The organism is Nostoc sp. FACHB-892 (assembly GCF_014698795.1).
In the GTDB taxonomy this organism is placed as follows: domain Bacteria; phylum Cyanobacteriota; class Cyanobacteriia; order Cyanobacteriales; family Nostocaceae; genus Nostoc.
In genome coordinates, this window is sequence record NZ_JACJTR010000034.1 from 1 (window position 1) to 22,337 (window position 22,337).

Below are 22,337 nucleotides of genomic sequence, written 5' to 3' on the forward strand. Positions count from 1 at the left end.
CCAGACCAATTAACCGCTTTGCTTTTTTAGGATTTTGTTCAATATGATTCAGTATGTCGCTCATGTTTCTGTGTCAAAAAAGCTATTTGATGTTCTTTTACCACAGAATGTTACTATTTTGGAGATGGCTAAAGTAAATTTACATCTTTACATAAAAAATCACAAAAAGAAATGATATATTTAAATCACTCAGTATTGAAGCCAAATTCTTATATTTAGTGATAAGAGCTAAAAAAAATAATGTAGCTTTATTGCTTAAACTTTTAGGAGGTACAGATTAATACGGAGAATTGCAATATATGACTACAATTCTCAAAATTAAATATTGGCGAATGTGTGCTATACGTCAAAGCTGTTTAAACTCATTTTCTACATCTCCTCTCGCTTTAGGTATCTAGCTTTTTAATGAGGCAACAGGTAGGGTAAACCAAAATGTAGTACCCTCATCGGCGGTACTTTCCACATTGATAGTGCCTTTATGAGCCTCCACAATTTGAAGGCATAAGTAGAGACCTAGTTTATCTATGTTATTTCGACCACGTCCTTGAATAAAGCTATTAAAAAGGCTTTCCTTGTCTAAAGGAGCAATCCCCAAGCTATTGTATCGCACTGATATTTTTACTTTCTCAACTCCAAAAACTGCTACCTCAAGGGTAATTTCCTGGTCTGAATTATTTATTTTTAGAGCATGTTCAAGTAATGTTTGCACAACTCGTTGAATTTCAAGAGCATCACCATGTACAATCGGCAGCGAAGAAGCAATTTTGTATCTAATTGCAGACTTTTGTTTCTGAGTACCATTGCTGCGGATAATAGTTTCGAGAAAAATGTTTTTCCAACTAATAATTTCGTACTTCAAGCTTTTAGAAACTTCGGTTTTGTAGCGAGATACATTTAACAAAACTTCGACAAACTTCAATAGGTCTTCGTTAGCTTGGCGGCAATCTTCTAGCACATCTCTCCAAGTGTTGCTCACAGAACCAAAAGCTCCGCCTAACATAGCATATAGAGTACCACGAGTGGCTAGCAGAGGAGTACGTAAATCGTGGGAAAGTGCAGAAATTAGGTATTTAATCTGTTTATGTTCATCACTAGTTATACGTTGTAGCTTGTATAAATTACGCTTTAATTCCATTTGAGTCATGACTTGACGGCTCAACGTTTGCAACGCTTCGAGTTGTTCTAAGTTCAGTTGTCGTGGTACATAGTCTATTACACAGAGTGTTCCTAAAGCATATCCTTCCGGTGTTATCAACGGCGCACCAGCATAAAACCGAATATAGGGGTCAGAAGTTACTAATGGGTTGCTAGCAAAACGCGGATCAAGTAGTGTATCTGGAATAATCAAAGTTTCATGGGGCTGCAAAATTGCCTGGGCACAGAATGCCAGATCACGGGAGGTTGATTCAGTGTCTAATCCGACTTTCGATTTGAACCACTGACGAGACTCATCAATTAAGCTAATTAAAGCTATGGGAGTACCACAAATTTGTGCTGCTAAACGAGTGAGATCATCGAAGTCAGCTTCAGAAATAGTGTCTAAAATTTGATATTGGCGCAGGGCTTGGAGCCTAAGATTTTCATTGTTAGTTAATATAATTTCATTCATTAGAAAAATGTGAAGCATGATGATCTGCTTATATAAAGATAAATCCTAAGATTTCTTTTGTCATCTTTCTATCGCCATAAATCTGCTATTTTCATTATATTGGTAAGTAGCGATTCTGTACGGGGTAGATATTATAAATCAGGATGATAAATTAGCTACAGCTAAGTGGATAGCTGAGTGGATAATTTTATTTAACTCTAGAGGATGCTGTCTACATCAATACAATCTTGACCATTAGACAGTTTTGTGATTGCTGTTTAAGAAGGAAACTTTATTTAGTTCGTTCTTAGACAGATATATGCCTCAGTATTATCTCTTAGTTTTTTCAGAAATCAAATATGTAGGATTCCTATAGTAAAAATATTTACTCTTAAAAAATAAGTATTATTGATATATGCAAGTATAATATCCAAGCGGATAACTTGGTGGATAACTATATATTTGCCGAGAACGGTATCTATAGATAGTATTACTCTTTGAGCTTTCAGAGGATGCTATAGGAGTAAAGATACTTAACTACTTAGTAAAGCGCTCAGTATGTTGGACGTGAAAATACAAGCTTAATTAGCAAAAATTTTTACATAGGAAAAGCTACAAGAACATTGGCGAGGTATACTGAGATTATATAAGTCATGCATAAACCTGTTTTAACTATTTTTTACCAGTTTAACCCTTGGCACTCCACCATTGGAGGAATACAAACACTTATCAATACATTTATTAAATACGCTCCCAGTGAATTTGAGGTGCGACTAGTAGGGACAGGAAGCGATCGCACTCAAAGAGTCGGGAAGTGGCAAGAAGCAGAATTAGCAGGTAGAGAAATTAGTTTTTTCCCGCTATTTACCTTGGAAAATGATAACTTTAGAAGTTTGATCCCGACAACCCTCAAGTATGCGGCTGCACTTGCCGGTCGTAGCTTTGCCTCGGACTTTATGCACTTTCATCGACTGGAACCAAGTTTAGCAGCCCTGAATTGGCAGGGAGAAAAAACCTTGTTTATTCATAACGATATTCAAACGCAGATTAAGGCTGCTGGTGATAAAAATGCGATTTTGTGGCGCAGATTTCCCGCAGCATATTTTGCTCTAGAAAGCTTGCTAGTTCGCCAATTTAGCCAGGTTTTCTCATGTAATACAGATTCGGCACAATTGTATAGACAGCGTTATCCCAGCATGGGAGATCGTGTTAAATACATCAAAAATTCATTTGATAACGAGATTTTCTACCCCTTAAGTCAAGCGGAACGGGAAGCACAAAGGCATGAACTAGCAAAAAGGCTGGGTTTGAGCGAGGAAACACGTTTTATCCTCTTCGCTGGTCGGTTACATCCCCAAAAAGATCCGATTTTGTTATTACGTGCGATCGCGGCTTTAAATGAACCGCATATTCACCTACTGATAGCCGGTGATGGAGAATTGGCAGCAGATATACGTACAGAAATCGCTCAGTTAGGATTGTCTAATCGGGTAACAATGCTGGGAGCAGTTCCAATACAGGAACTAGCGCGGTTGCATCGTATCAGTAATGTCTTTGTCCTTAGCAGTGCCTACGAAGGTCTACCTTTAGTAGTTCTAGAGGCACTCGCCAGTGGAACACCAGTAGTTACCACTAGGTGTGGTGAAACTCCAAAGTTACTAGCGCCTGACAATGGAGTTGTTTGTGAGGTGCGATCGCCAGAGTGTTTAGCAGATTCTTTGCGGCAAATAATTCTACATCCAGAAAATTACCCAAGTACGTCCTGTGTGCGAGCAGCACAGCCTTATGCTGCTCGTACTGTTATGAGGGATGTTTACAGTGACATGTTTACTCGCTGGGAGAAGCGAACTTTATCAATTGCTAGCTAATTATCAACTTGCGGTTAAATCCGCTACGAGGATGCTGTTGTTGAAGAGAACCAATAATAGGTAATTTAGCTCTACAAAACAAGCACCCGTACATCTTCATCATTGCTTTTTACAACTTTTTTTGAGCATAACTTTTGACTATGAAAATTGCTGTGATTGGTGCAAAAGGTCTACCTCCCAAGCAGGGTGGAATTGAGCATTATTGTGCGGAAGTTTATCCCCGTATGGTTGCACAAGGCCACTCTGTAGATTTATTCGCTCGCTCTTCCTACACTCGTATTTCATGGCTTGAAAGTTATGAATTTCAGGGCGTTCGAGTTATATCTGTGCCCAGCCTGGATTTTAGAGGGATAGATGCTTTTGTCACCTCAGCACTGGCAGCGATCGCTGCCAGTGGCAAAAGCTATGATATTGTTCATTTCCATGCTCTGGGACCATCTCTATTTACTTGTTTACCAAGAATTAGCAATGCAAAAATTGTAGTTACCTGTCAGGGATTAGACTGGCAACGTGCAAAGTGGGGCAATTTTTCTACTCGCTTAATTCTCACAGGGGAGAAGGCGGCAGTACGTTTTGCCCACGGAATGATTGTGGTATCAGAAGCACTACAGAAGTACTTTTGGCAGACTTATGGTAAAGAGACAGTTTACATCCCCAATGCCCCCGCCAGCTACGGTGAATCAGACCCAAACTTTACCTACGGTAAGCAACTAGGTCTTCAGCAAGGGCGCTATGTTGTGTATTTAGGTAGATTGGTACCGGAAAAGCGTCCCGACTTGCTCGTTGATGCCTTTTCAGCCCTGAAACCAGCTGGATGGAAACTTGTTCTGGCTGGAGGTGTTAGTGATACTAAATCTTTTACCTCAAACCTATTAGAAAAGGTTGCAAATAATCGAGATATTGTATTTGCCGGTGAACTCCGAGGAACTCGTCTTTGGGAGATTGTTCGAGGAGCGGGGTTATTTGTCCTTCCTTCTGATTTAGAAGGGCTACCTCTAGCGATGTTAGAGGCAATGCAGGAAGGTATACCAGTTTTAGCAAGCGACATTCCACCCCACCAGCAATTGATTAATGGGGGACGGGGAATGCTTTTTGAATGTGGAAATTTAGACTCTTGTATTAATTCCTTAGACTGGGCAATTCATCACCCCCAACAATTAGCAGCAATGGCTAAAAATGCACAAAAGTATGTGCAGATAAATTACAATTGGGATCGAATTACTGCTGACAACTTAAAACTATATGCAACACTTATGAACTCGTCTGAGCCAGTAAGTATATCCGAGGCTACAAAGTCCAGGTTTGCTGGAATTGTCAGTAAAAAGTAGATACTGTTTTTCAATTTTATTTAAATGCAAAAATTTTAAACTGCTAGGAAGTAGCTCCAATTTCCACGTACTTATAAAAAATGTGGTTTTTAGCAGTATATGATTCTGGTTAGTAAATATTTTTGCATTTAATTTTCAAACTTTATATATGTTAAACCAAAAAAGATGTATAATTTGTAAATACGAATGATGTAAGTTAAAAATACCTCTTGTATTATAAATATTCCAAGGCTTAATTCGCACTAAACCTAAAATACATTCAATCTTTGGACGAAAGCATCCTACTTAATTTTGCCATATATAATTATAGGAATTAACAAATGCCAGAGTTGACAGAAAGCTCTAATTATTCTGCTAAATCAATTAGTGCTACAAAGGGCGGGAAACTGTATTTAGGGCTATGGATATTAAGTAATCTATTCATCTGGAGTACTGCTTTATTTTATTTGGCAGTAAGGCCTACCACTTACGCCAGTGAGTGGTCAATCAACCTACCTGCTTTATTGCCTGGGACAAATGTCATCTTACCCAACATTGCTCAAGCTTCTTCAGCAATTGATTCTCCTTATAGGAGTTTTGCAGATCCTAGAGAAAACTACAAATTCTTAGCTCTAAGTGACGAGGTTATCAAAGCAGCGGCTAATCAAGTTAAGTTACCGATAAATAAGTTTGGTAAGCCTACAATTAAGATTTTAGATAATACCACCTTGATGAAGTTTGAGATTAAAGGCAATACCCCTCAAGAAACTCAAGCAAAAGCGTTTGCCTTTCACAGAGCTTTGACAGCACAATTAGAACAACTCAGAAAGCAAGAAACTGCTCAACAAGACAGTAACTTAGAAGCGGCTCTAAGAGCGGATAAGCGAAAATTACAAATAGCTAAACAACGTCTTAATGAATACAAAGCTCGTTCGTTATTAAATTCCAGCGAACAACTACGGGATATCAGCGTTAATATTGAAAACTTGCGCCAGCAAAGAGCTCAAACCTTAGCCCAACATAAGGAAATAACTGCAACACTAAAGCAACTTTCCGTTAACTTAGGTTTATCTCCACAAGAAGCTGCTGATGTTTTAGTTCTGCAATCAGATCCACTATTTCAGCAGTACTTATCTAATTACAGCCAAGCTAGCGCTGATTTAGTGAATTTGAGCGCTAAATTTACGCCGGATAACCCCATAATCATTACCAAAACTCAGGCAAGGGATGCAGCTCAAACATCACTTTTTCAATATGCTCGAGACCTTATTGGAAGAGCCGTATCTGTCTCTACCCTAAAACAACTGATCACAAATGGAGGAGTTTTATCCAACACATCTTCACAAAGAGCTAGCCTATTTGAAAAGTTGATTTCATTTAATACACAAGAGCAAGGTATTAAAGCTCAGGCACAAGAGCTAGGCCAACAAATTACGCAACTAGAATCCAGGCTGAAAATTTTGTCACAGCAGGAAACAAGGCTAGGAAATCTGGAACGTGATGCCAACATTGCAGAAGCTATTTTTTCATCAAATGTAACCAAACTTAGCCTTAATAAACCTAATTTTTCGGTTTCTTATCCACAAATTTCTATAGTAACGAATCCTAGCTTACCAACAGAACCAAGTGGGCCTAAGAAGCTATTTGTGCTAGCAGGCACGACTATATCTTCTTTGTTCTTAACGACAGGTATAGCATCTTTGTGGCTTCGGGAGCGTAAACTTCGACAAGCAAAAGAAACTACCTGGAGAGCATCTGCTAACTCTCGCTCTCCCTCTATAGAAAGTCTTAATTCCTTTTCACCTAAAAAATAATATCCAACTTATGTACATACATCTCTCTTTATGAATTTTTATTTATTTAAGATTTAGTACTTAAAAACTTAGTATGAGCGGTATTTACCTTAAGCCACAGAATCTTCCAGAAAAGCTGATTTGGTATTACATTATTGGTACTTACCCAATTTACTTTTTAGGAGCGCAATTTGTTGTAGCACCCTTATTAGGGTCTTTCTTGATATTCTACTTGCTACTTAAATGGTGGAATCAAACTGAAGAGACTTCTATCTCTGAAAAAATTACCATCTCCCTATCAGTTTGGGTGTGGGTTATTGCAGTTTTAGTAATAGAGTTTGCTCTTATTGTCGCTCATATAAATTTTAATTTAGGTACATTTACGCTTATAAAATCCTCATTGCTCTGGTACAGAACATGGGGACTCTTTGCACTTTTTCCTCTAGTTGGTCATCTCAATATTCGACCGCAATTAATATATCGAGCAGTTTGTATTCTTTGCTTACAAAGTTTAATTGTTGTTTTAATTGGTACTATAGCTGAGTTTATAGGCATTCCCAACATAGTTTATATTTCTCCTCTCAAAGCTTCAGGCGGAATGCCCATACAATATGAAACACAAATTTTTCATGGCATACAGAGCAGATTAAAATTATTCGCAGTTTGGCCGACTTTCCTAGCCTTATTAGGCAATATATATTTTTGCATGGCTATGCGGGAAAAAGACAAGAAATGGCAATTTGTTGGAATGTTTAGCTCTGTTTTTATGATTGTTGTTTCGCAATCTAGAACGGCTACAGTAGGCTTGCCAATTGTTCTTGTAGCCGTATGGTTCCTGACAAATTGTTGGCGTCCTAAAGTACAATTAGCTACAGGGTTATTAGCTTTTCCAATGGGATTATTTGCCCAAGAATTGATTAATCTTATAGAGAGTTTTAGAGAGCAATTTGATAAATTTCGTGCTGGTTCTTCAAAAATAAGAGCTATCATCTATCGTATGACTTTAGAACGTTGGTGGTATGACGCTCCAATATGGGGATTTGGTCTCAGAGATGAGGCACCAGCCATTGTAGTAAACCTACCCCTCGGTACTCACAATACCTGGTTCGGTGCTTTGTATTCTCACGGATTAGTTGGCTGTGTGGTTTTAGCGATCGCTTTTCTCTGGAGTTTTATCCATTTATTAATAAAAGCTCAAACTTCTGATGTCGCTAAAGTTGGATTAAGCATTATTTTGTTTCTCTTTTTAGGTTCATTGGCTGATAATCTAGAAGTTTTTGCTTATTTGCTATGGCCAGGATTAATACTTTTAGGAATTGCATTTAAAGAGAATCCAACTTAATACAAAAAATATATTATTTTAAGCTTAAAGAAAGTTTAACTACAACAATTTGTTAGCTACTAAACCCTAAATTCTAGAATATAAAAATCAAATATTTTATTATGTTTTTTATTTGTAAAGTAATGAATACTGCATTAAAAAATAAACGCTATAAAAAACCAGATTGAGAAATAATAAAAAAGATAAAGATATGAATAAAACCATAAAAATAATCACTAAACCGAGGCTGATTGGTATTGAATTATGTAGAGGTCTTGCAGCTTATGCTGTTGTAGTAATTCACGCTAGTGCGTTAATGGGATATTCTGATATCTCTACAGATAGCTTGACAGTAGCAATTACTGCAATTAGTAGATTTGCTGTGCCGTTTTTCTTAACGGTATCCTTCTATTTTATGACAAGTAAGATATATGCTAATGTCAACAATTTTTATACGAGTTTCAACCTAAAATCAAAATGGCAAAGGTTACTTATTCCCTATCTATGCTGGAGTGGAATTTATCTCTGTTTCCGATTAATCAAAGCTTTAAGTAAACCTGATGGATTAGCTACACTCTTCCAAGACCCAGTTGCGATATTTTTCTTAGGAGGTGCATCGATCCATCTTTATTTTGTACCGCTTTTGTTTATAGGAAGTTTTCTGATTACAATTCCAAAATATTTAATAGGTAGGAAGGTTAACATAAAAACACTTGTTTTTCTTTTCGTTTCTAGTATGATTGTTTATGAACTAATGATAGTGTCTGGTAATGGTTTCCAATTTGGTTCTAATTGCTTAGACAATCCTAGTTCTTGTTATGTTTCTTTTCAGGCTTTATTAGAATCAGCATTACCAAATGCAAAGGCTAATCAAATACTTAGATTAGTATTGGTTGCATTCTCATGGCTTATACAGTGCTTCCCCTACGTTTTGTTGGCAGTATGTTTAAACCACTCAGTTATTCAAAAGAAGATTAATCTTTTTAATAAAAATCACGTAGTATATTTTTTGCTTTTTAGTATTTTTCTTTCTATTGGGTGGATATTTGATACTTGGAATTTAATCTATTTTCCTCGTTCCTTGTATGAGGTTGGTACAGCATTATGCCTGTTAATTATTAGTATTACTCTTTCCAAAAGCATAAAAGAGAACCGGATAATAGAAAATTTGGGTTCATGCTCTTTTGGTATTTATCTCATGCACTACTTAATTTTAGTGATTTATACAACCGTTATGGATAAGTTAGCGCCTGAATTCCTAAAAATATCATCTACCTTTACAATGGTAACACTTGCTACGCTTACCTTTTCAACAAGCTGGATAATAACATCTCTAATTCTACGACAAAAATTGGTATCAAAGCTTTTGTTGGGTAATTGATTTAGCTGTCAAATATTCGTTTTTTTTGCAATTTGGAAATTCAAGATTATGCCAAAAGTTTCTGTAGTTATCCCCGCATACAATGCCATGAGTTATCTTCCCGAAACTATGGCAAATTTACTGAGTCAAACCTTTAATGACTTTGAAGCAATAGTCGTTAATGATGGCAGTTCAGATGAAATAGAACAGTGGATGTCTCAGATAACAGATCCACGAATTAAACTGATTTCACAAGAGAACAAAGGTTTAGCGGGAGCACGAAATATGGGAATCGCTTATGCTCAAGGTGAGTATTTAGCATTTCTGGATGCTGATGACCTTTGGGAACCAACCAAGCTAGAAAAACAAGTGCGTATTCTGGATGAGAATTCAGAAGTTGGTCTTGTATACACTTGGGTTGCTTACATCACTGAGCAGGGTGAATACACAGGTAGAGTCGTTAAATATTATGCAGAGGGCGATGTTTGGCAGGAACTTACTCAAAAAAATATTGTTGAGTGTGGTAGTGTAGCTATGGTTCGTCGCTCCTGCTTTGAGACTGTCGGATTATTTGATTGGAATTTAAGCAGTTTTAATGTTAACGAAGATTGGGATATGTGGCTTCGTATTGCCGTCCGCTATCCTTTCAAACTGCTTAAGGAACCACTAGTTTACTATCGACAACGTTCATCTAGTGCTTCCAAAAATTGGAAAGCAATAGAACAGAGTTTTCGTATAGTTATTGAAAAAACATTTGATTCTGCTCCCCCCGAATTCCTCAATCTGAAACAACGAAGTTATGGCTTGGCTAATTTCTGTTTTGCCTGGAAAGCTCTGCAAAGTGGCGACAAAGATGTCAAAAAAGCAATACACTTTCGTCAGCAAGCTCTTGCATATTATCCTAGGCTACGCTTTTCCAAAGAATATATTCGCCTCAGCGTAGCAATTACTTTGATGCAATGGTTTGGTCTTGAGTCTTATGAAAAATTCTTAGCCATGTTTCACACTTGGCGTCGGCGGTTAGTACCTATTAGACGGTAAAGCTTATCACATCAAAAATTAAAAAATTTAACAGGTGAATTTATGCCTAAGATTTCTGTTGTTATTCCAGCATACAATGCAGAACCAACTATTAAGAAAACAATTGAATCAGTTCAAAAACAAAGTTTTTCAGATTTTGAAGTGATCATTATCAATGATGGTTCTATAGATAGAACTCTAGAGATAATTCATAGTATTGATGACTCGCGATTAAGGATTTTTTCTTATCAAAATGGTGGGCTTTCTGTAGCACGTAATCGGGGAATCTCTCATGCGACTGGAGAGTTTATTGCATTTTTGGATGCTGACGATCTCTGGACATCAGATAAGCTGGAATTACAACTTGCAGTTTTAGAGCAACATCCAGAAGTAGGGATAGCCTATAGCTGGACTTATTTCATGAATGAAAAAGAAAATTGTTTGTTCCCTGGTAGTCCTTTATTTTATGAAGGTAATGTTTATAGAGATTTATTAATTAAGAACTTTCTATCTCACGGTTCAAACCCTTTAATTCGTAAAGAAGTAATTGAGTCAGTCGGAGAATTTGATACCCAATTATCACATTTTGCTGACTGGGATTATTGGTTAAGAATTGCATCTAAGTGGTCTTTCGCGGTTGTACCTAAGTACCAAATCTATTACTTTCAATCTTCTAGAACAATGTCATCTAAAGCGGATGGAATCAAAGAAGCTGGCTACTTCATGATTGAAAAGGCATTTCGCTCGGCTCCTAAGGAATTACAATCTCTTAAAAAGATTAGTTATAGTAAACTACTTTTGTACTGTACTGACCTGTATTTTCAGCACAGCACCGATATTAATGGTATACGCCAAGGTAGGGATAACCTTTTGAATGCAATTCGTTTACATCCACAGTCGTTACTTAGTAAAGATACTCAAAAGTTAGTAGTTAGATTTATATTTATACGGCTATTCCCTACTCAGATTGCTAGTTATCTGCTTCAGGTTTTCAGAAAATTCCGTAAAATACCTCAATATCAGGTTCAACGATAAGAGCGAATTTTTCTTATCCATAAAGCTATCAATGATATAACCTAAATCATGCCTAAAATTTCAGTTATTATTCCAGCTTATAATGCTGAAAAAACTATTAAGGAAACAATTGAGTCAGTTCAACAGCAAACATTCACAGATTTTGAGTTGATAGTTATTAATGATGGTTCCCAGGATAAAACGTTAGAAATACTACATACTATTAAAGATGAGCGCTTACAAATTTTTTCATATGAAAATGGTGGACTTCCCGAAGCTCGAAATCGTGGTATTAAGCGAGCAAGTGGCGAATTTGTTTCATTTCTAGATGCTGATGATTTATGGACACCCGATAAATTAGAACTACAATTAGTAGCTTTGCAACAAAATCCAGATGCTGGTGTTGCTTATAGCTGGAACTTGTGTATGTTTGAAAAAGAAGGAACCCTATCTTTTGTTAACGCGGCTTCTCCTCCTTTTGAAGGCAATGTTTACCCGAATTTATTACTGGAAAATTTCGTAGGTAATGGCTCAAATATTTTACTTCGTAGGCAAGTAATCGAGTCAGTTGGAAATTTTGACAGAACACTCAAATCATTTGAAGACTGGGAGTTTTATTTACGAGTAGCCTCCGTCTGGAATTTTGTTCTAATTCCGCAGCGCCAAATCATCTATCGTAAAGTTTCTAGTTCAATGACTTCCAAAGTTAAGGTTATGGAAGAGCAAGGTTTGCGTTTGATTGAAAAAGTTTATCGCTCAGTTCCGCCAGAACTTCAATATCTTAAAAATCAGACGCTTGCCAACTTTTATAGTTTTTGTGCAGACTTGAATTTAAATGTAATATATAATACAAACGATAATAGAGGTTTCCAAGCTCAAAGAAAGTTGTATTTAGCTATTCAACTTTATCCAAAAATTTTACTTAGGAAAAATATTCAAGGATTAATAGTTAAATCAATAATTCGACAAGTAATACCAGCAAGAATTACCACTTATCTTATGCAGTCAATTATAAAAATTGGCTCTAACACTGTTAGTAGGTAAAAGGAGTGAATACGTAATTATTGGAAAAAGTATATTTTTTATAATGATGTCTATTAATAATGTCAAGCAATTATTATCTGGTAAATTTGTACGGAATGCTAGTTGGTTAGGCGGAGCCGAGTTAATTAATCGTATCTTTCGTTTGGGAACAACAGTTACTCTAGCTCGCTTGTTTAGTACTCACGATTATGGCTTAGTAGCAATTATTTATACTGTCTTTGACTTTGCCAGTGTTTTCACTCTCCGAGGTGGTATTGGAGCTAAAATTATCCAAGCGGATGAAGAGGATGTCACCATTATATGTAATACATCTTATTGGCTGAACTGGATTTTATGTGGAGCTATTTTTCTTTTACAGTGTATTGCTGCCTTTCCTATTGCTAATTTCTATAAAGATGATCAGCTTATTTTACCTTTATGTACTGTTGCCTTAGTCTACTTAATGTTTCCCTTTTTTATTGTAAATTCTTCTCTAATTGAAAGAGCTAACCAATTAAAAATAACGGCAATTTGTAATGCGACACAGTCATTAATCAGTAATACAGTAACTGTGGTTTTAGCTTTTTTAGGTATGGGTGTGTGGGCTATAGTCTGGGCTATTATACTATCAACTCCAGTTTGGATAATAATTACTTGGATGCATAATTCTTGGCGACCACCTAAATCATTACATCTAACGCAATGGCGTGAGGTTACTAATTTTGGACAAAATCTACTTGGTGTAGAGTTATTAAATAAGTTAAGGTTTAACCTAGATTACTTAATAGTAGGTAAATTTTTAAGTATTAATGAATTAGGAATATATTATTTTGCCTTTAATGCTGGATTTGGTATTACTTCAAATACAATTTATGCTTTGATATCAGCTTTATTTCCTTATCTTTGTGAAGCTCGTAAAAATCGCCAAGAATTGAAAAATCGGTATTTCAGCAAATTAAAATATATAGGAATAGTTGTAATTAGTACTGTAAGTCTACAATCAGCTTTCGCTCCCTTTTATGTACCCATTATTTTTGGAGAGAAATGGGTACAGGGAATTCCGATATTGATAAATATTTGTTTATCAGTTATTCCGCTTACCTTTAGGTGGACCTGTTCAACTCTTCTTAAATCAATAGGCAAAACCCAATTTATGCTAAAATTTGATATCTGCTATACTGTTGTTTTTGCTCTAGCTTTAATAATATCAGTGCGATGGGGTATTTTTGGAGTTTCCGCCACAGTACTTCTTGTTCACTTATTAATGTCTATCATATTTAATATTTGGGCTTTGAAATCTATATTTAACAAAAATGATGCTTATATTTAACTTGAACCTAGCAAAATTATTAGGTTTAAATTTAGTCCATCAAAAATTTATATGAGTAAAAAAAATAACCAAATATATCCAAAAGGACGATCAAATGCAAACTTTCTAGGTGATAGGCCCCATATTTCTTTTTACATATATCAGCTATGTGGTGGTGGAGCAGAACGAGTTCTTGTGAACTTAATGCAAGATTTTGTTCATCGAGGAATTAAGGTTGATCTAGTACTGAATAGGGTAGCAGGTCCCTATTTATCTGAAGTTCCACCAGAAGTCCGGATTGTGAATCTAGAGGCACTTTTACCATTCCGAGATACTATCCCTAAACTGGTAAGTTACTTGCGAGAGGAACGACCTTTAGTAATGCTCGCTACTGTGCATCCATATGTCGAGGTTGCGTTGTTGGCTAAAGCTTTGGCATTTACCTCAACGCGAGTTTTTGCACGCGAGGACAATACTCTTTCTTTAAATGCGCCCATAGGAACCGATAAATCTCGTTGGTCGCCTTATTTTACCAAGCTATTATATCCTTTTATTGCTGATGGAATTATAGCTATATCACAAGGTGTCGCTAAAGATTTAATGCAAATAACTGGGTTATCCAAGAAACGTATAGAAGTTATCTATAATCCTTCTATAACTCATAATATGTTGCAAAAATCCCAAGCATCTTTAGATCACCCTTGGTTTCAGCCAGGAGAACCTCCAGTAATACTAGGAGTAGGTAGATTAGAGTTACAAAAAGATTTTCCTACCCTGATTAAAGCTTTTGCTTTGGTACGAAAAGCACGCTTATGTCGTTTGGTTATTTTAGGGCAAGGTAATGAGGAAGATAACCTCAGAAATTTGGTTACCGAGTTAGGTCTAGAAAATGATGTAGCGATGCTTGGCTTTGTGGAAAATCCCTATAATTATATGGCTAAAGCATCTGTGTTTGCCTTGTCTTCAGCTTGGGAGGGTTTTGGCAACGTAGTTGCTGAAGCTTTGGCTTTGGGAACACCTATAGTCTCTACTAACTGTCAAAGTGGTCCGGCTGAGATTCTCGATAATGGCAAGTACGGATGGCTAGTACCAGTAGGTGATAGTCAAGCAATGGCGACGGCGATTTTAAGTATTTTTTCTGGTAATTCTAAGCCTGTTAATACAGAATGGTTAGAGCAGTTTATTTTAGAAAATGTTGCTCAAAAATATCTCGATGTTTTAGCTATTTATCATAAGGAAAGATAGTGAGAATAAATAATTTAGAGGGCAATATCTAGGCTAATTTATTCTGTGGAAAACGATATGTCTGAATCTGCAAATTTTATTAGAAGGTTATGCTCAGAGTTTGATTAGGTGGTTTATTAAGACGTGGATAATACTGCTAAAACCAGGAAAGATTGTAAAAAATAATACTCTTTTTTTAAACTCTGGCTACACACAGACTTCCTTAATATAGCATCTTTGCGCCAGATATTCTCATATGTTGCTCTTTAAAAACAATTGGTATATAAAATAACTATTAGCTAGCAAAGATTAGTGATATGCCAGCAAAAAAATTTACCTTCCTGCTCTGCCTCTTTGCCATAGTACTTGGCTGCTGTTTTGCCTACAGAGTAGATCCACAGACTCCAAAACCAATTAATTCAATCGCAACTATCATTGATGATATGCAACCACCTCATGAGGATATGCCACGTGGTGTCCCCAAATCTTACGATTGGGCAACTAAACCTCGTGTAGGTAGCGACAACTGGCAAAAATTCAAAGCAATGACCGCCTGGGGGCAACTATATGAAGCAGCTCAAGGTAATCCTGCAACTAATACCCGCGTTCAAATAAAAAATATCAAGGCTTATTATCTCAGTAAGTCGGACAGTAAATGGTATCTTCTCCAAAGTTCAACAAAAGTTGAAGGGGCTGCTTATAAAGAAGATTTTGCTGGTGATATCAATAAACCCGCAGATATTCGTTATGAATCAGATGGTAGTATTTCGGTCAAAGCTGGTAATGGCTACAACTACCATTTTTGGCCTTCCACCGGCAGAGCCGCAATTAATCCCAATGATGTGCGTGGTATGTTTACTACAGTTCAAGCACGGCTTATAGTTGACAATCCTAAAAAACGTGACGATCGCTCTCAGGCTCGCTATTTGCTTAGTATGGGTGGTGATTACTGGTTAAACTTAACTGCAAAGTGGGACAATTGGACTACAAACGAAGATTTTGGTATTAGTAAATTTAAGTACGTTACAAGGAACTGGCAGGCTTTTAATATGATTACTCTGTCACCAGACCAAATTCGTCGTAACCCACCGCCAATTAAGTAGAAGCAAGTTTAAAAGCTAAATTTGCAGGATAAGTTTCAGTCTATTCTCAGTGAGATGCTACGCGTAGCTTGCTTAAGCAAAAGGGTACGAGGAATTCGCTCATTTAAAATTGAAGACCCCACAGATGAATCTAACGGCTTGAATAATGTTGGCTTGCATTTTTTATTCTCCATAAATAAATTAAGTCGCGGCTCAATACTTTTTTTGGTCATATTTTTCTCTCCCCAAAGTCACAAAAGCGATCGCCCATGAATGGCTAACTTGAAAGCACTGAGTACCAAGCCATTTAATAGTACAAAGGTATTGTAAATTTTATCACATCTGCCATTTGCATAATTACTATTTTAAATTGCTATTTAAAAAGTAGTGTGTTATAAAAATGACTGCAAACTGACAGCATTTAGGCACTATATCTTGATAAATACCGTGTTAATACTTGGATATAATCTTAGGAAAATTAAGTTTTTATTAATTATAGTATGTATATTTACTGCAATAATTACTAGCAGCTTTTCCTACAGAGTAGATTCACAGACACCCAAACCAATCAACTCTATTGAAACCATTATTTATGATATGCAACCACCTCATGAGGGGATACCACATGGAGTTCCTTTATCTTATAATTGGGCTACCGGACCACGTGTAGGTAGTGATGATCCAGGTACTTTTACAGCAATGACAGCATGGGGGCAATTATATGAAACGTCTGAAGGTAATTCTGCAACTAACACTCGTGTGCAGATAAAAAATATTAAGGCTTACTATCTGAGTAAGACAGATAAAAAGTGGCATATTCTGCAAAGTTCTGTGAGAGTTGAAGGTGCTGCCTATAGGGAAGATTACGTAGGGGATATTAATCGACCAGCTAATGTTAGATATGAGTCTGACGGAAGTATCTCTGTCAAAGCAGGTAATGGTTACAACTTCCACTTTTGGCCACCCGGTCGGGCATCTATTAATCCCATTGATGTAATGGGGATGTTTACCACAGTTCAAGCTCGACTTGTAGTAGATAATTTTAACAAACCTGACGATCGCTCTAAAGCTCGCTATGTTCTTAGTGAAGGAGGAGATTACTGGTTCAATTTAACTGCAAAGTGGGATAACTGGACTACTAATCAAGACTTTGGTATTGGTAAATTTAAGTATGTTACAACCAAGTGGCAGGCTTTCAATTTGATTACTTTGCCAGAAGACCAAATTCGTCTCAACCCACCGCCAATGTGACTTTTCACGAGATAATGGACATTGAGTTTAGGGCTATATAAAGTGATAACAATCACACAGGACTACAAGCTCAATGAGCTTTAACGCGGCTTTTGGAGCGAATCACTCACTTGAGTACCTGTATAATTTGGAATCCAACCTTCTGCGATCGCAAAATAGCGTATCCCTTTAAATTTCAACAATGCAGTTGGACTGCACCAATGCTCAACGCCGGCGGGGATATAAAGATAGTCTTGTGCCTGAACTAAAAGCGGGAGCAACGCGAAAAAGTAAGATCATCGTCTTCGAGACAATAGCCCTTTTGAGTGATTCAGTGGCTAATCGAGTCTATTCTCACTCACACTACAGTCTCCCCTTGATGCGGTTGCAAGCCTTGGCATCTGTTCAAAATCGCGGATGCCGTCTACTTAACTACTGGTTGCCAACTGAACGTAAGTAATTTATCTTTCTTCTGTAATTCTTGGTATCTCTGCACCTGAAAATATACCCTCCCAAATTACCGAATTTCTTGCTGCCAGGGATTCTATATCCTAATTTTTATCCTCTGAGATAATTCCGTTGTGTAATCGAGAACGGTGAGTAATTAATTAACGCCGACGCTTCACAAGCATGATGTGGGCGATCGCACTCATACCTAAAAGCCATCCCCCTGATGCTTCAGGTACGCTAGCTTCCAAGGGATTAATGGGTTTAGAAAAATTTTCCAAAACATTCCCAACTTTCCCGTCAAAGCGATCGCTCTTTGAGGAAAAACTTTTTGGTTTACCGTTTTTTAGTTAATGTGTCAGTTTATTTATTGTCTACTCAGTAAATACAACAAGCTTTGGGCTAAAATTACGTTATTAGTATGTGCAATTATCCAAATATCCTTATTTTAGATAATATGGCTATTGTCTAAAATCAGAAATACAAGGATTAGCGAGCGCACCGAAATTTGGTTGTTCACCAATCGTAAGATTTTTAGAGGGTACTACCATGCAAAATATGCTAAAACGCGCATTCCTACCTGGCTTGATGGCTGCTACTTTAGCTGGTACTAGCTTAATCCCGGTTCAACCTGCTTCTGCCGATGACCGAGTTCTTAATAATGCAGCCATTGGAGCCGGGGCAGGTGTATTAAGTGGGGTTTTAACAAATTGTGGTTCGGTATTAGACAATGCTTTTAAAGGTGCTGCTGCTGGTGCTGCTGTTAATGCTGCCAATGGTGCAAGACGCACCGCAGCCAGAAGAAGAAAAGTACGTTTACCTGTTCAAGATATCGCTGTAGGTGCTGGTGCTGGTGTATTGGCAGGTGCAATTTCTGGTGGTTGTAGAACTACGTGGAAAAATGGTGTCAATGGTGCTGCTGCTGGTGCTGCGGTTAATTTATTAGATAGCAGACGCAGAAAAAGATAATCTGTCATTGATCTGACTTTTCACGGGAAGTCCTCAAGCCTCGAAAAAGCGTGGCTTTTAGAAATTGGATAATTTATTTTTTGGAGTTCCCTAAGAAAAAGTTAGGAGCGCCCGATGAAAATTAATCCTTATCTCATGTTCAACGGCAACTGTGAAACAGCATTCAAGTTTTATGAGCAATGTCTGGGCGGCAAAATTGTCATGATGCTCACTCACTCTGATGCACCTTCAGCAGAAATATGTGCCTGCTGGATGGCATGACAAAATCATGCACATCTGCCTCACTTTTGGTGATCGCCTCTTAATAGGGTCTGATAGCCCTGGGGTATTTTGAAACACTCCAGGGCTTCTACGTGGAAATCAGCGTTGACGAACCAGCAAAGGCAGAACGTGTGTTTCATGCCCTGGCAGAAAACGGAAAAGTGAAGATGCCGCTCGAATCAACTTTCTGGTCTGTCCGCTTTGGTATGTTGGTCGATCAATTCGGTATTCCGTGGATGGTCAACTGCGAACAGACGGCTTGATCTGTCATTACCGGAGGTGTTTAGTGCGTAGGTTCTAGTATTATTTTGAGTAATACCAATTTAATATGAAGCTACATATAATGGATGGAAGCAAACTTAATAAATTTGAATACCCATGAGCCGTCCTTTTGAGATTGAAATCGCAGAGAGCGAAGAAGAACTAAAAAAACGTCTGCAAACAGCCAACTTGGGAAACCAGAAAGAAAAACTTATTATGTTGTGGTGGATCAAAAGCGGACAAGTAAAGGAACAGCAAGAAATCGGAAAACGCTTGGCACGAGATACTTCAACAGTCACGAGATGGTTGCAGAAGTACAGAACTGATGGGCTGTCAGGCTTATTAGAAATCAAGAAAGCACCAGGGGCAAAGCGGAAGATCGATGATGCTGCGATCGCAGCACTCCAGGAGGAGTTAAAAACAGGGAAAGGGGTTGCCAGCTATGGTGCAATAGTTGAATGGTTGAAACAAGAACATGGACAAGATATTGAATATGCAACGGTTTATGCGTTGGTTCGATATCGATTAGGGGCAAAATTAAAAGTACCACGTCCTCAAAGCTATAAGCAGGATGAAAAGTTGGTATCTGAGTTTAAAAAAAACTCGGCATTATTCTCAACTGTCTAGAAGAAAATCTAGCACCCGGCAAGTGTGTTCGCTACCTGTGTCAGGATGAAACAAGGGTTGGACTAAAAACTCTCACAGGCAAAGTAATTACAGCTTCAGGTGTTAAACCCACGGTTGAGGTGAAATGGCCGAGGGACAATTTTTGGATTTATGGTGCAATTGAACCATTAACTGGAGACCACAACATTACGAGTATCCGAAATTGAATGGCGAGTGTTTTCAACAGTTTTTGGACTGGCTATCTCAACAATTAGGTGGGGATTACGCGATTTTACAGGTTGACCAAGCACCTGCTCATACAAGTTCAGCGATTTGTTGGCCAGAAAATATTATTCCTCTGTTTCAACCACCTTCAGCCCCAGAACTCAATCCGATTGAAAGACTTTGGCATCTCCTCAAAAAACCACTCAAAAATCAACTTTTCTCTTCTTTACAAGCTTTACGTGATCGCATCCAAGAAATATTCGACCAACTTACATTTGAGGAGGTAATTTCTGTCTCTTCTTATAACTTTATCCTGGAAGCTCTATTCTATGCAGCTTCATATTAAATTGGTATAAGACACTAATTGTGTTTTAACTTAAAAAACAAAGGACTATCATGCTCTGTCAAAAAGTCACATGGTTCATTCCCGTAGCCTTAACTTTGTTTAGTTTTGGAGCGAATGTACAAGAAGTAACCGCACAGAGTACGGAAAATATTTATAACTTTAGTATTACTTACGACGCACTAGCTATCTTTGGTCCAGTTTTTAATGAGGAAAAAAACATTCTAGATGTAGCCGTTTTAGGTGAAAGTATTGGTGATGCCCCTTTCGGATTAACTAACTTTGACAGCAGAACTTATGGGCGTTTTGAGGAACGCGGAACCCAAATATTCAGCACATTTGATGCAGATCCATCTGTATTTGGCGTAGAAGGCAACCTTCGTGGCGATCGCTATTTTGGTGGTTCTAATGAGTTATTTGGAAGAGCAAGCGATAGCGCTGTTATCGATCTGGTTCAACAAACTATTGTCGGTGGTGGCATCATAAATGTTACTGATGGAACTGGTATATTCGAGAATGCTACAGGCTTAATAACTTTTACCCAAGAAGACAGGCTGACTCCAGGTTCAACTGATGGACCCTTAACCTCTAGGGGTATAGCTGTACTAAATTTCTCTATACGGACTCCTCAAAGAGTTCCAGAACCAGCAGCTACAACGATGTTACTTGGCTTGGGTTTTACTGGAGCAGCTTTGTTGCTACATCAATATCGTCATCGGGTTAATAATTTTGAAAGTGAGTTCGACGGGTTGAAAAAAGTGCAAAAAAGCTGAGGCTAAGTAATTAACGAATAAAAACTCGTCCGTGCCGAGATCGCATCTTCTCACGCAAACACTTTGGATATCTGCGGTTTGAGCCAACCTGAATGGCTTCCCAAACAGCATGAACATACCGTACCACCTTCGATGAGGATAAACCTCCGCCCTGCTACCTTGGCTGATTTGGATCTGCTGCAACTTTTTAGAATCGCCAAGATTTAAGCCTTACCTATTCCCTTTAAGAGATTTCCAAATAAAAAAATATACCATCCCTGCGGGAGCTTGCTTCCCCAAAGGGGTACGCTATAGAGGCAGGGAGCAAGGGGAGGGAAAGTCGTAGTGAAGTCCAGAAATGGATAATTTATTTTTTGGAGTTCCCTAAACCAACTAACCCGAATTGAGGTGTTGTAATTGCGTGACCACACTTAAATAATTTTATTTACTAGTGCTTTTTTACTCAAGTTAATAGATAATAAGAGTAAGTATTAGCAAAATAGAGAACTCATATTTAAGGAGCTTTAATGACTAGACGTATTACCAGTGCTGTTAACTCACTAGTGACAAACTTCTCACGACGAAATGCACTTTTGTGGCTTGGAGGTAGCGGAGTAACTACCGCCTTGATGGTGGGAACACAAAAGGAAGTGAGCGCTAAAGACAACAAAGAGTTGAAATTGGTGAACCCACCAACGTTATATGATGCAACCCAAAATGGCTATAGTCATATAGCTGTTGCACCATCAAGGGCGAGAACCGTCTATATTTCTGGTCAATTTGGGTCGGATTTACAAGGGAATCTTGTCTCCGATGACTTTGAACAGCAATTAATACAAGCTTTTAAAAACCTCCGTTTCGCCTTAGCAGCCGTTGGTGCACAACCACAAGATGTAGCAAAAACTACTATTCTTATAGTGGATTACAACCAAAATAAATTGCTCCCGTTAGGACGTGAAATTAGAAATTTTTGGGGATATAAACCACCAGCAAACACTCTTATTCCCGTTCCAAGGCTTGCACTTGACGGTATGTTATTTGAAATTGATGCTTATGCAGTAATTCCAGAAAAACGTGATTGAGGGCTGGTTCAAACATAACCCTCCCCAATGACAGCCGACAAAGTAACAAATTCCTGCTGCCCATCAATAATAAAATAGTCTCTCCAATTTAAGCAGCTAATTGCCTCTAGTTAGACTACGAAACTTAACTAAAAATCCCAGCAGGTATTAGTAGTTCACTCTGATGAACTTGGCTCTTTAAAGGTTAAAGTGGAAAAAGGAAAGCGATTCAAAACCTTTCCCTTTTCCTAATCCTTAGCGCATTTTTGTTAC

General features: G+C 37.7%; 22 protein-coding genes and 1 pseudogene. 21 read left to right on the forward strand and 2 right to left on the reverse strand.

Features of this window, described 5'->3' with window-relative positions:
* Window positions 1-394: 394 nt before the first annotated feature.
* Entirely contained in the window at window positions 395-1,609 is a 1,215-nt protein-coding gene (locus tag H6G96_RS29700) for a GAF domain-containing protein (RefSeq protein WP_190916277.1), read from the reverse strand.
* 632 nt (window positions 1,610-2,241) lie between these two features.
* Here H6G96_RS29700 and H6G96_RS29705 point away from each other — a divergent pair.
* The 12 genes from H6G96_RS29705 to H6G96_RS29760 all read left to right on the forward strand — a co-directional run bounded on the left by H6G96_RS29705 (window position 2,242) and on the right by H6G96_RS29760 (window position 17,160).
* Window positions 2,242-3,456: a glycosyltransferase gene (locus H6G96_RS29705; protein ID WP_190916279.1), complete on the forward strand. Its 1,215-nt coding sequence runs from the start codon at window positions 2,242-2,244 to the stop codon at window positions 3,454-3,456.
* A 140-nt stretch (window positions 3,457-3,596) separates the two neighbouring features.
* Entirely contained in the window at window positions 3,597-4,784 is a 1,188-nt protein-coding gene (locus H6G96_RS29710; protein WP_190916376.1) for a glycosyltransferase family 4 protein, read from the forward strand.
* A gap of 320 nt (window positions 4,785-5,104) precedes the next feature.
* Complete coding sequence (locus H6G96_RS29715) at window positions 5,105-6,577, forward strand: hypothetical protein (protein ID WP_190916281.1); 1,473 nt, start codon at window positions 5,105-5,107, stop codon at window positions 6,575-6,577.
* A 73-nt stretch (window positions 6,578-6,650) separates the two neighbouring features.
* Window positions 6,651-7,898: an O-antigen ligase family protein gene (locus H6G96_RS29720; RefSeq protein ID WP_190916284.1), complete on the forward strand. Its 1,248-nt coding sequence runs from the start codon at window positions 6,651-6,653 to the stop codon at window positions 7,896-7,898.
* 190 nt (window positions 7,899-8,088) lie between these two features.
* Window positions 8,089-9,258 carry an acyltransferase gene (locus H6G96_RS29725; protein WP_190916286.1) on the forward strand — a complete coding sequence of 390 codons (1,170 nt, stop codon included), beginning with the start codon at window positions 8,089-8,091 and terminating at the stop codon, window positions 9,256-9,258.
* Window positions 9,259-9,306: 48 nt separating this feature from the next.
* Window positions 9,307-10,278, forward strand: coding sequence for a glycosyltransferase family 2 protein (locus H6G96_RS29730; RefSeq protein WP_190916288.1), 972 nt, complete (start codon window positions 9,307-9,309; stop codon window positions 10,276-10,278).
* A 42-nt stretch (window positions 10,279-10,320) separates the two neighbouring features.
* Window positions 10,321-11,292: a glycosyltransferase family A protein gene (locus tag H6G96_RS29735; RefSeq protein WP_190916290.1), complete on the forward strand. Its 972-nt coding sequence runs from the start codon at window positions 10,321-10,323 to the stop codon at window positions 11,290-11,292.
* A gap of 48 nt (window positions 11,293-11,340) precedes the next feature.
* Window positions 11,341-12,315 carry a glycosyltransferase family 2 protein gene (locus tag H6G96_RS29740; RefSeq protein ID WP_190916292.1) on the forward strand — a complete coding sequence of 325 codons (975 nt, stop codon included), beginning with the start codon at window positions 11,341-11,343 and terminating at the stop codon, window positions 12,313-12,315.
* Between the two features lie 43 nt (window positions 12,316-12,358).
* Window positions 12,359-13,624 carry a lipopolysaccharide biosynthesis protein gene (locus H6G96_RS29745; RefSeq protein ID WP_347242293.1) on the forward strand — a complete coding sequence of 422 codons (1,266 nt, stop codon included), beginning with the start codon at window positions 12,359-12,361 and terminating at the stop codon, window positions 13,622-13,624.
* 51 nt (window positions 13,625-13,675) lie between these two features.
* On the forward strand, window positions 13,676-14,848 hold the full coding sequence (locus tag H6G96_RS29750; RefSeq protein WP_190916294.1) for a glycosyltransferase: 1,173 nt from the start codon (window positions 13,676-13,678) through the stop codon (window positions 14,846-14,848).
* 296 nt (window positions 14,849-15,144) lie between these two features.
* The gene (locus H6G96_RS29755; protein ID WP_190916296.1) at window positions 15,145-15,930 is read left to right on the forward strand and encodes a hypothetical protein; all 786 of its coding nucleotides are present in this window, start codon (window positions 15,145-15,147) and stop codon (window positions 15,928-15,930) included.
* Window positions 15,931-16,506: 576 nt separating this feature from the next.
* Window positions 16,507-17,160, forward strand: a complete 654-nt coding sequence (locus H6G96_RS29760) for a hypothetical protein (RefSeq protein ID WP_190916298.1) — start codon at window positions 16,507-16,509, stop codon at window positions 17,158-17,160.
* 80 nt (window positions 17,161-17,240) lie between these two features.
* Here the strand turns inward: H6G96_RS29760 and H6G96_RS41645 are convergent.
* A pseudogene (locus H6G96_RS41645) lies at window positions 17,241-17,417 on the reverse strand (acireductone dioxygenase); the annotation flags it as partial.
* Between H6G96_RS41645 and H6G96_RS29765 the strand changes: the two are divergent.
* From H6G96_RS29765 to H6G96_RS29795, 9 genes are all read left to right on the forward strand, one after another.
* The gene (locus H6G96_RS29765) at window positions 17,342-17,599 is read left to right on the forward strand and encodes a hypothetical protein (RefSeq protein ID WP_190916300.1); all 258 of its coding nucleotides are present in this window, start codon (window positions 17,342-17,344) and stop codon (window positions 17,597-17,599) included. The pseudogene H6G96_RS41645 and the gene H6G96_RS29765 overlap by 76 nt on opposite strands.
* A 536-nt stretch (window positions 17,600-18,135) precedes the next feature.
* On the forward strand, window positions 18,136-18,555 hold the full coding sequence (locus H6G96_RS29770) for a hypothetical protein (RefSeq protein WP_190916302.1): 420 nt from the start codon (window positions 18,136-18,138) through the stop codon (window positions 18,553-18,555).
* A 114-nt stretch (window positions 18,556-18,669) separates the two neighbouring features.
* Complete coding sequence (locus H6G96_RS41650) at window positions 18,670-18,816, forward strand: hypothetical protein (RefSeq protein WP_242063440.1); 147 nt, start codon at window positions 18,670-18,672, stop codon at window positions 18,814-18,816.
* 92 nt (window positions 18,817-18,908) lie between these two features.
* Complete coding sequence (locus H6G96_RS41655) at window positions 18,909-19,079, forward strand: hypothetical protein (RefSeq protein WP_242063441.1); 171 nt, start codon at window positions 18,909-18,911, stop codon at window positions 19,077-19,079.
* 115 nt (window positions 19,080-19,194) lie between these two features.
* Window positions 19,195-19,704 carry a helix-turn-helix domain-containing protein gene (locus tag H6G96_RS29780; RefSeq protein WP_190916304.1) on the forward strand — a complete coding sequence of 170 codons (510 nt, stop codon included), beginning with the start codon at window positions 19,195-19,197 and terminating at the stop codon, window positions 19,702-19,704.
* 229 nt (window positions 19,705-19,933) lie between these two features.
* Complete coding sequence (locus H6G96_RS29785) at window positions 19,934-20,254, forward strand: transposase (RefSeq protein WP_206757680.1); 321 nt, start codon at window positions 19,934-19,936, stop codon at window positions 20,252-20,254.
* 50 nt (window positions 20,255-20,304) lie between these two features.
* Window positions 20,305-21,024, forward strand: coding sequence for a hypothetical protein (locus tag H6G96_RS29790; RefSeq protein WP_190916308.1), 720 nt, complete (start codon window positions 20,305-20,307; stop codon window positions 21,022-21,024).
* Window positions 21,025-21,102: 78 nt separating this feature from the next.
* Window positions 21,103-21,231 carry a hypothetical protein gene (locus H6G96_RS42505; protein WP_277932971.1) on the forward strand — a complete coding sequence of 43 codons (129 nt, stop codon included), beginning with the start codon at window positions 21,103-21,105 and terminating at the stop codon, window positions 21,229-21,231.
* A 299-nt stretch (window positions 21,232-21,530) separates the two neighbouring features.
* On the forward strand, window positions 21,531-22,085 hold the full coding sequence (locus H6G96_RS29795; RefSeq protein WP_190916310.1) for a RidA family protein: 555 nt from the start codon (window positions 21,531-21,533) through the stop codon (window positions 22,083-22,085).
* The last annotated feature ends 252 nt before the right edge of the window (window positions 22,086-22,337 follow it).

Bases quoted from the DNA above. Each gene is read 5' to 3' on its own strand.
- H6G96_RS29700 (WP_190916277.1), bottom strand. From the start codon at position 1,609: ATGAATGAAATTATATTAACTAACAATGAAAATCTTAGGCTCCAAGCC.
- H6G96_RS29790 (WP_190916308.1), top strand. From the start codon at position 20,305: ATGCTCTGTCAAAAAGTCACATGGTTCATTCCCGTAGCCTTAACTTTG.
- H6G96_RS29720 (WP_190916284.1), top strand. From the start codon at position 6,651: ATGAGCGGTATTTACCTTAAGCCACAGAATCTTCCAGAAAAGCTGATT.
- H6G96_RS29765 (WP_190916300.1), top strand. From the start codon at position 17,342: ATGCAGTTGGACTGCACCAATGCTCAACGCCGGCGGGGATATAAAGAT.
- H6G96_RS29745 (WP_347242293.1), top strand. From the start codon at position 12,359: ATGATGTCTATTAATAATGTCAAGCAATTATTATCTGGTAAATTTGTA.
- H6G96_RS41650 (WP_242063440.1), top strand. From the start codon at position 18,670: ATGAAAATTAATCCTTATCTCATGTTCAACGGCAACTGTGAAACAGCA.
- H6G96_RS29715 (WP_190916281.1), top strand. From the start codon at position 5,105: ATGCCAGAGTTGACAGAAAGCTCTAATTATTCTGCTAAATCAATTAGT.
- H6G96_RS29750 (WP_190916294.1), top strand. From the start codon at position 13,676: ATGAGTAAAAAAAATAACCAAATATATCCAAAAGGACGATCAAATGCA.
- H6G96_RS29740 (WP_190916292.1), top strand. From the start codon at position 11,341: ATGCCTAAAATTTCAGTTATTATTCCAGCTTATAATGCTGAAAAAACT.
- H6G96_RS29735 (WP_190916290.1), top strand. From the start codon at position 10,321: ATGCCTAAGATTTCTGTTGTTATTCCAGCATACAATGCAGAACCAACT.
- H6G96_RS29710 (WP_190916376.1), top strand. From the start codon at position 3,597: ATGAAAATTGCTGTGATTGGTGCAAAAGGTCTACCTCCCAAGCAGGGT.
- H6G96_RS29780 (WP_190916304.1), top strand. From the start codon at position 19,195: ATGAGCCGTCCTTTTGAGATTGAAATCGCAGAGAGCGAAGAAGAACTA.
- H6G96_RS29705 (WP_190916279.1), top strand. From the start codon at position 2,242: ATGCATAAACCTGTTTTAACTATTTTTTACCAGTTTAACCCTTGGCAC.
- H6G96_RS29730 (WP_190916288.1), top strand. From the start codon at position 9,307: ATGCCAAAAGTTTCTGTAGTTATCCCCGCATACAATGCCATGAGTTAT.
- H6G96_RS29770 (WP_190916302.1), top strand. From the start codon at position 18,136: ATGCAAAATATGCTAAAACGCGCATTCCTACCTGGCTTGATGGCTGCT.
- H6G96_RS29760 (WP_190916298.1), top strand. From the start codon at position 16,507: ATGCAACCACCTCATGAGGGGATACCACATGGAGTTCCTTTATCTTAT.
- H6G96_RS29725 (WP_190916286.1), top strand. From the start codon at position 8,089: ATGAATAAAACCATAAAAATAATCACTAAACCGAGGCTGATTGGTATT.
- H6G96_RS29795 (WP_190916310.1), top strand. From the start codon at position 21,531: ATGACTAGACGTATTACCAGTGCTGTTAACTCACTAGTGACAAACTTC.
- H6G96_RS29755 (WP_190916296.1), top strand. From the start codon at position 15,145: ATGCCAGCAAAAAAATTTACCTTCCTGCTCTGCCTCTTTGCCATAGTA.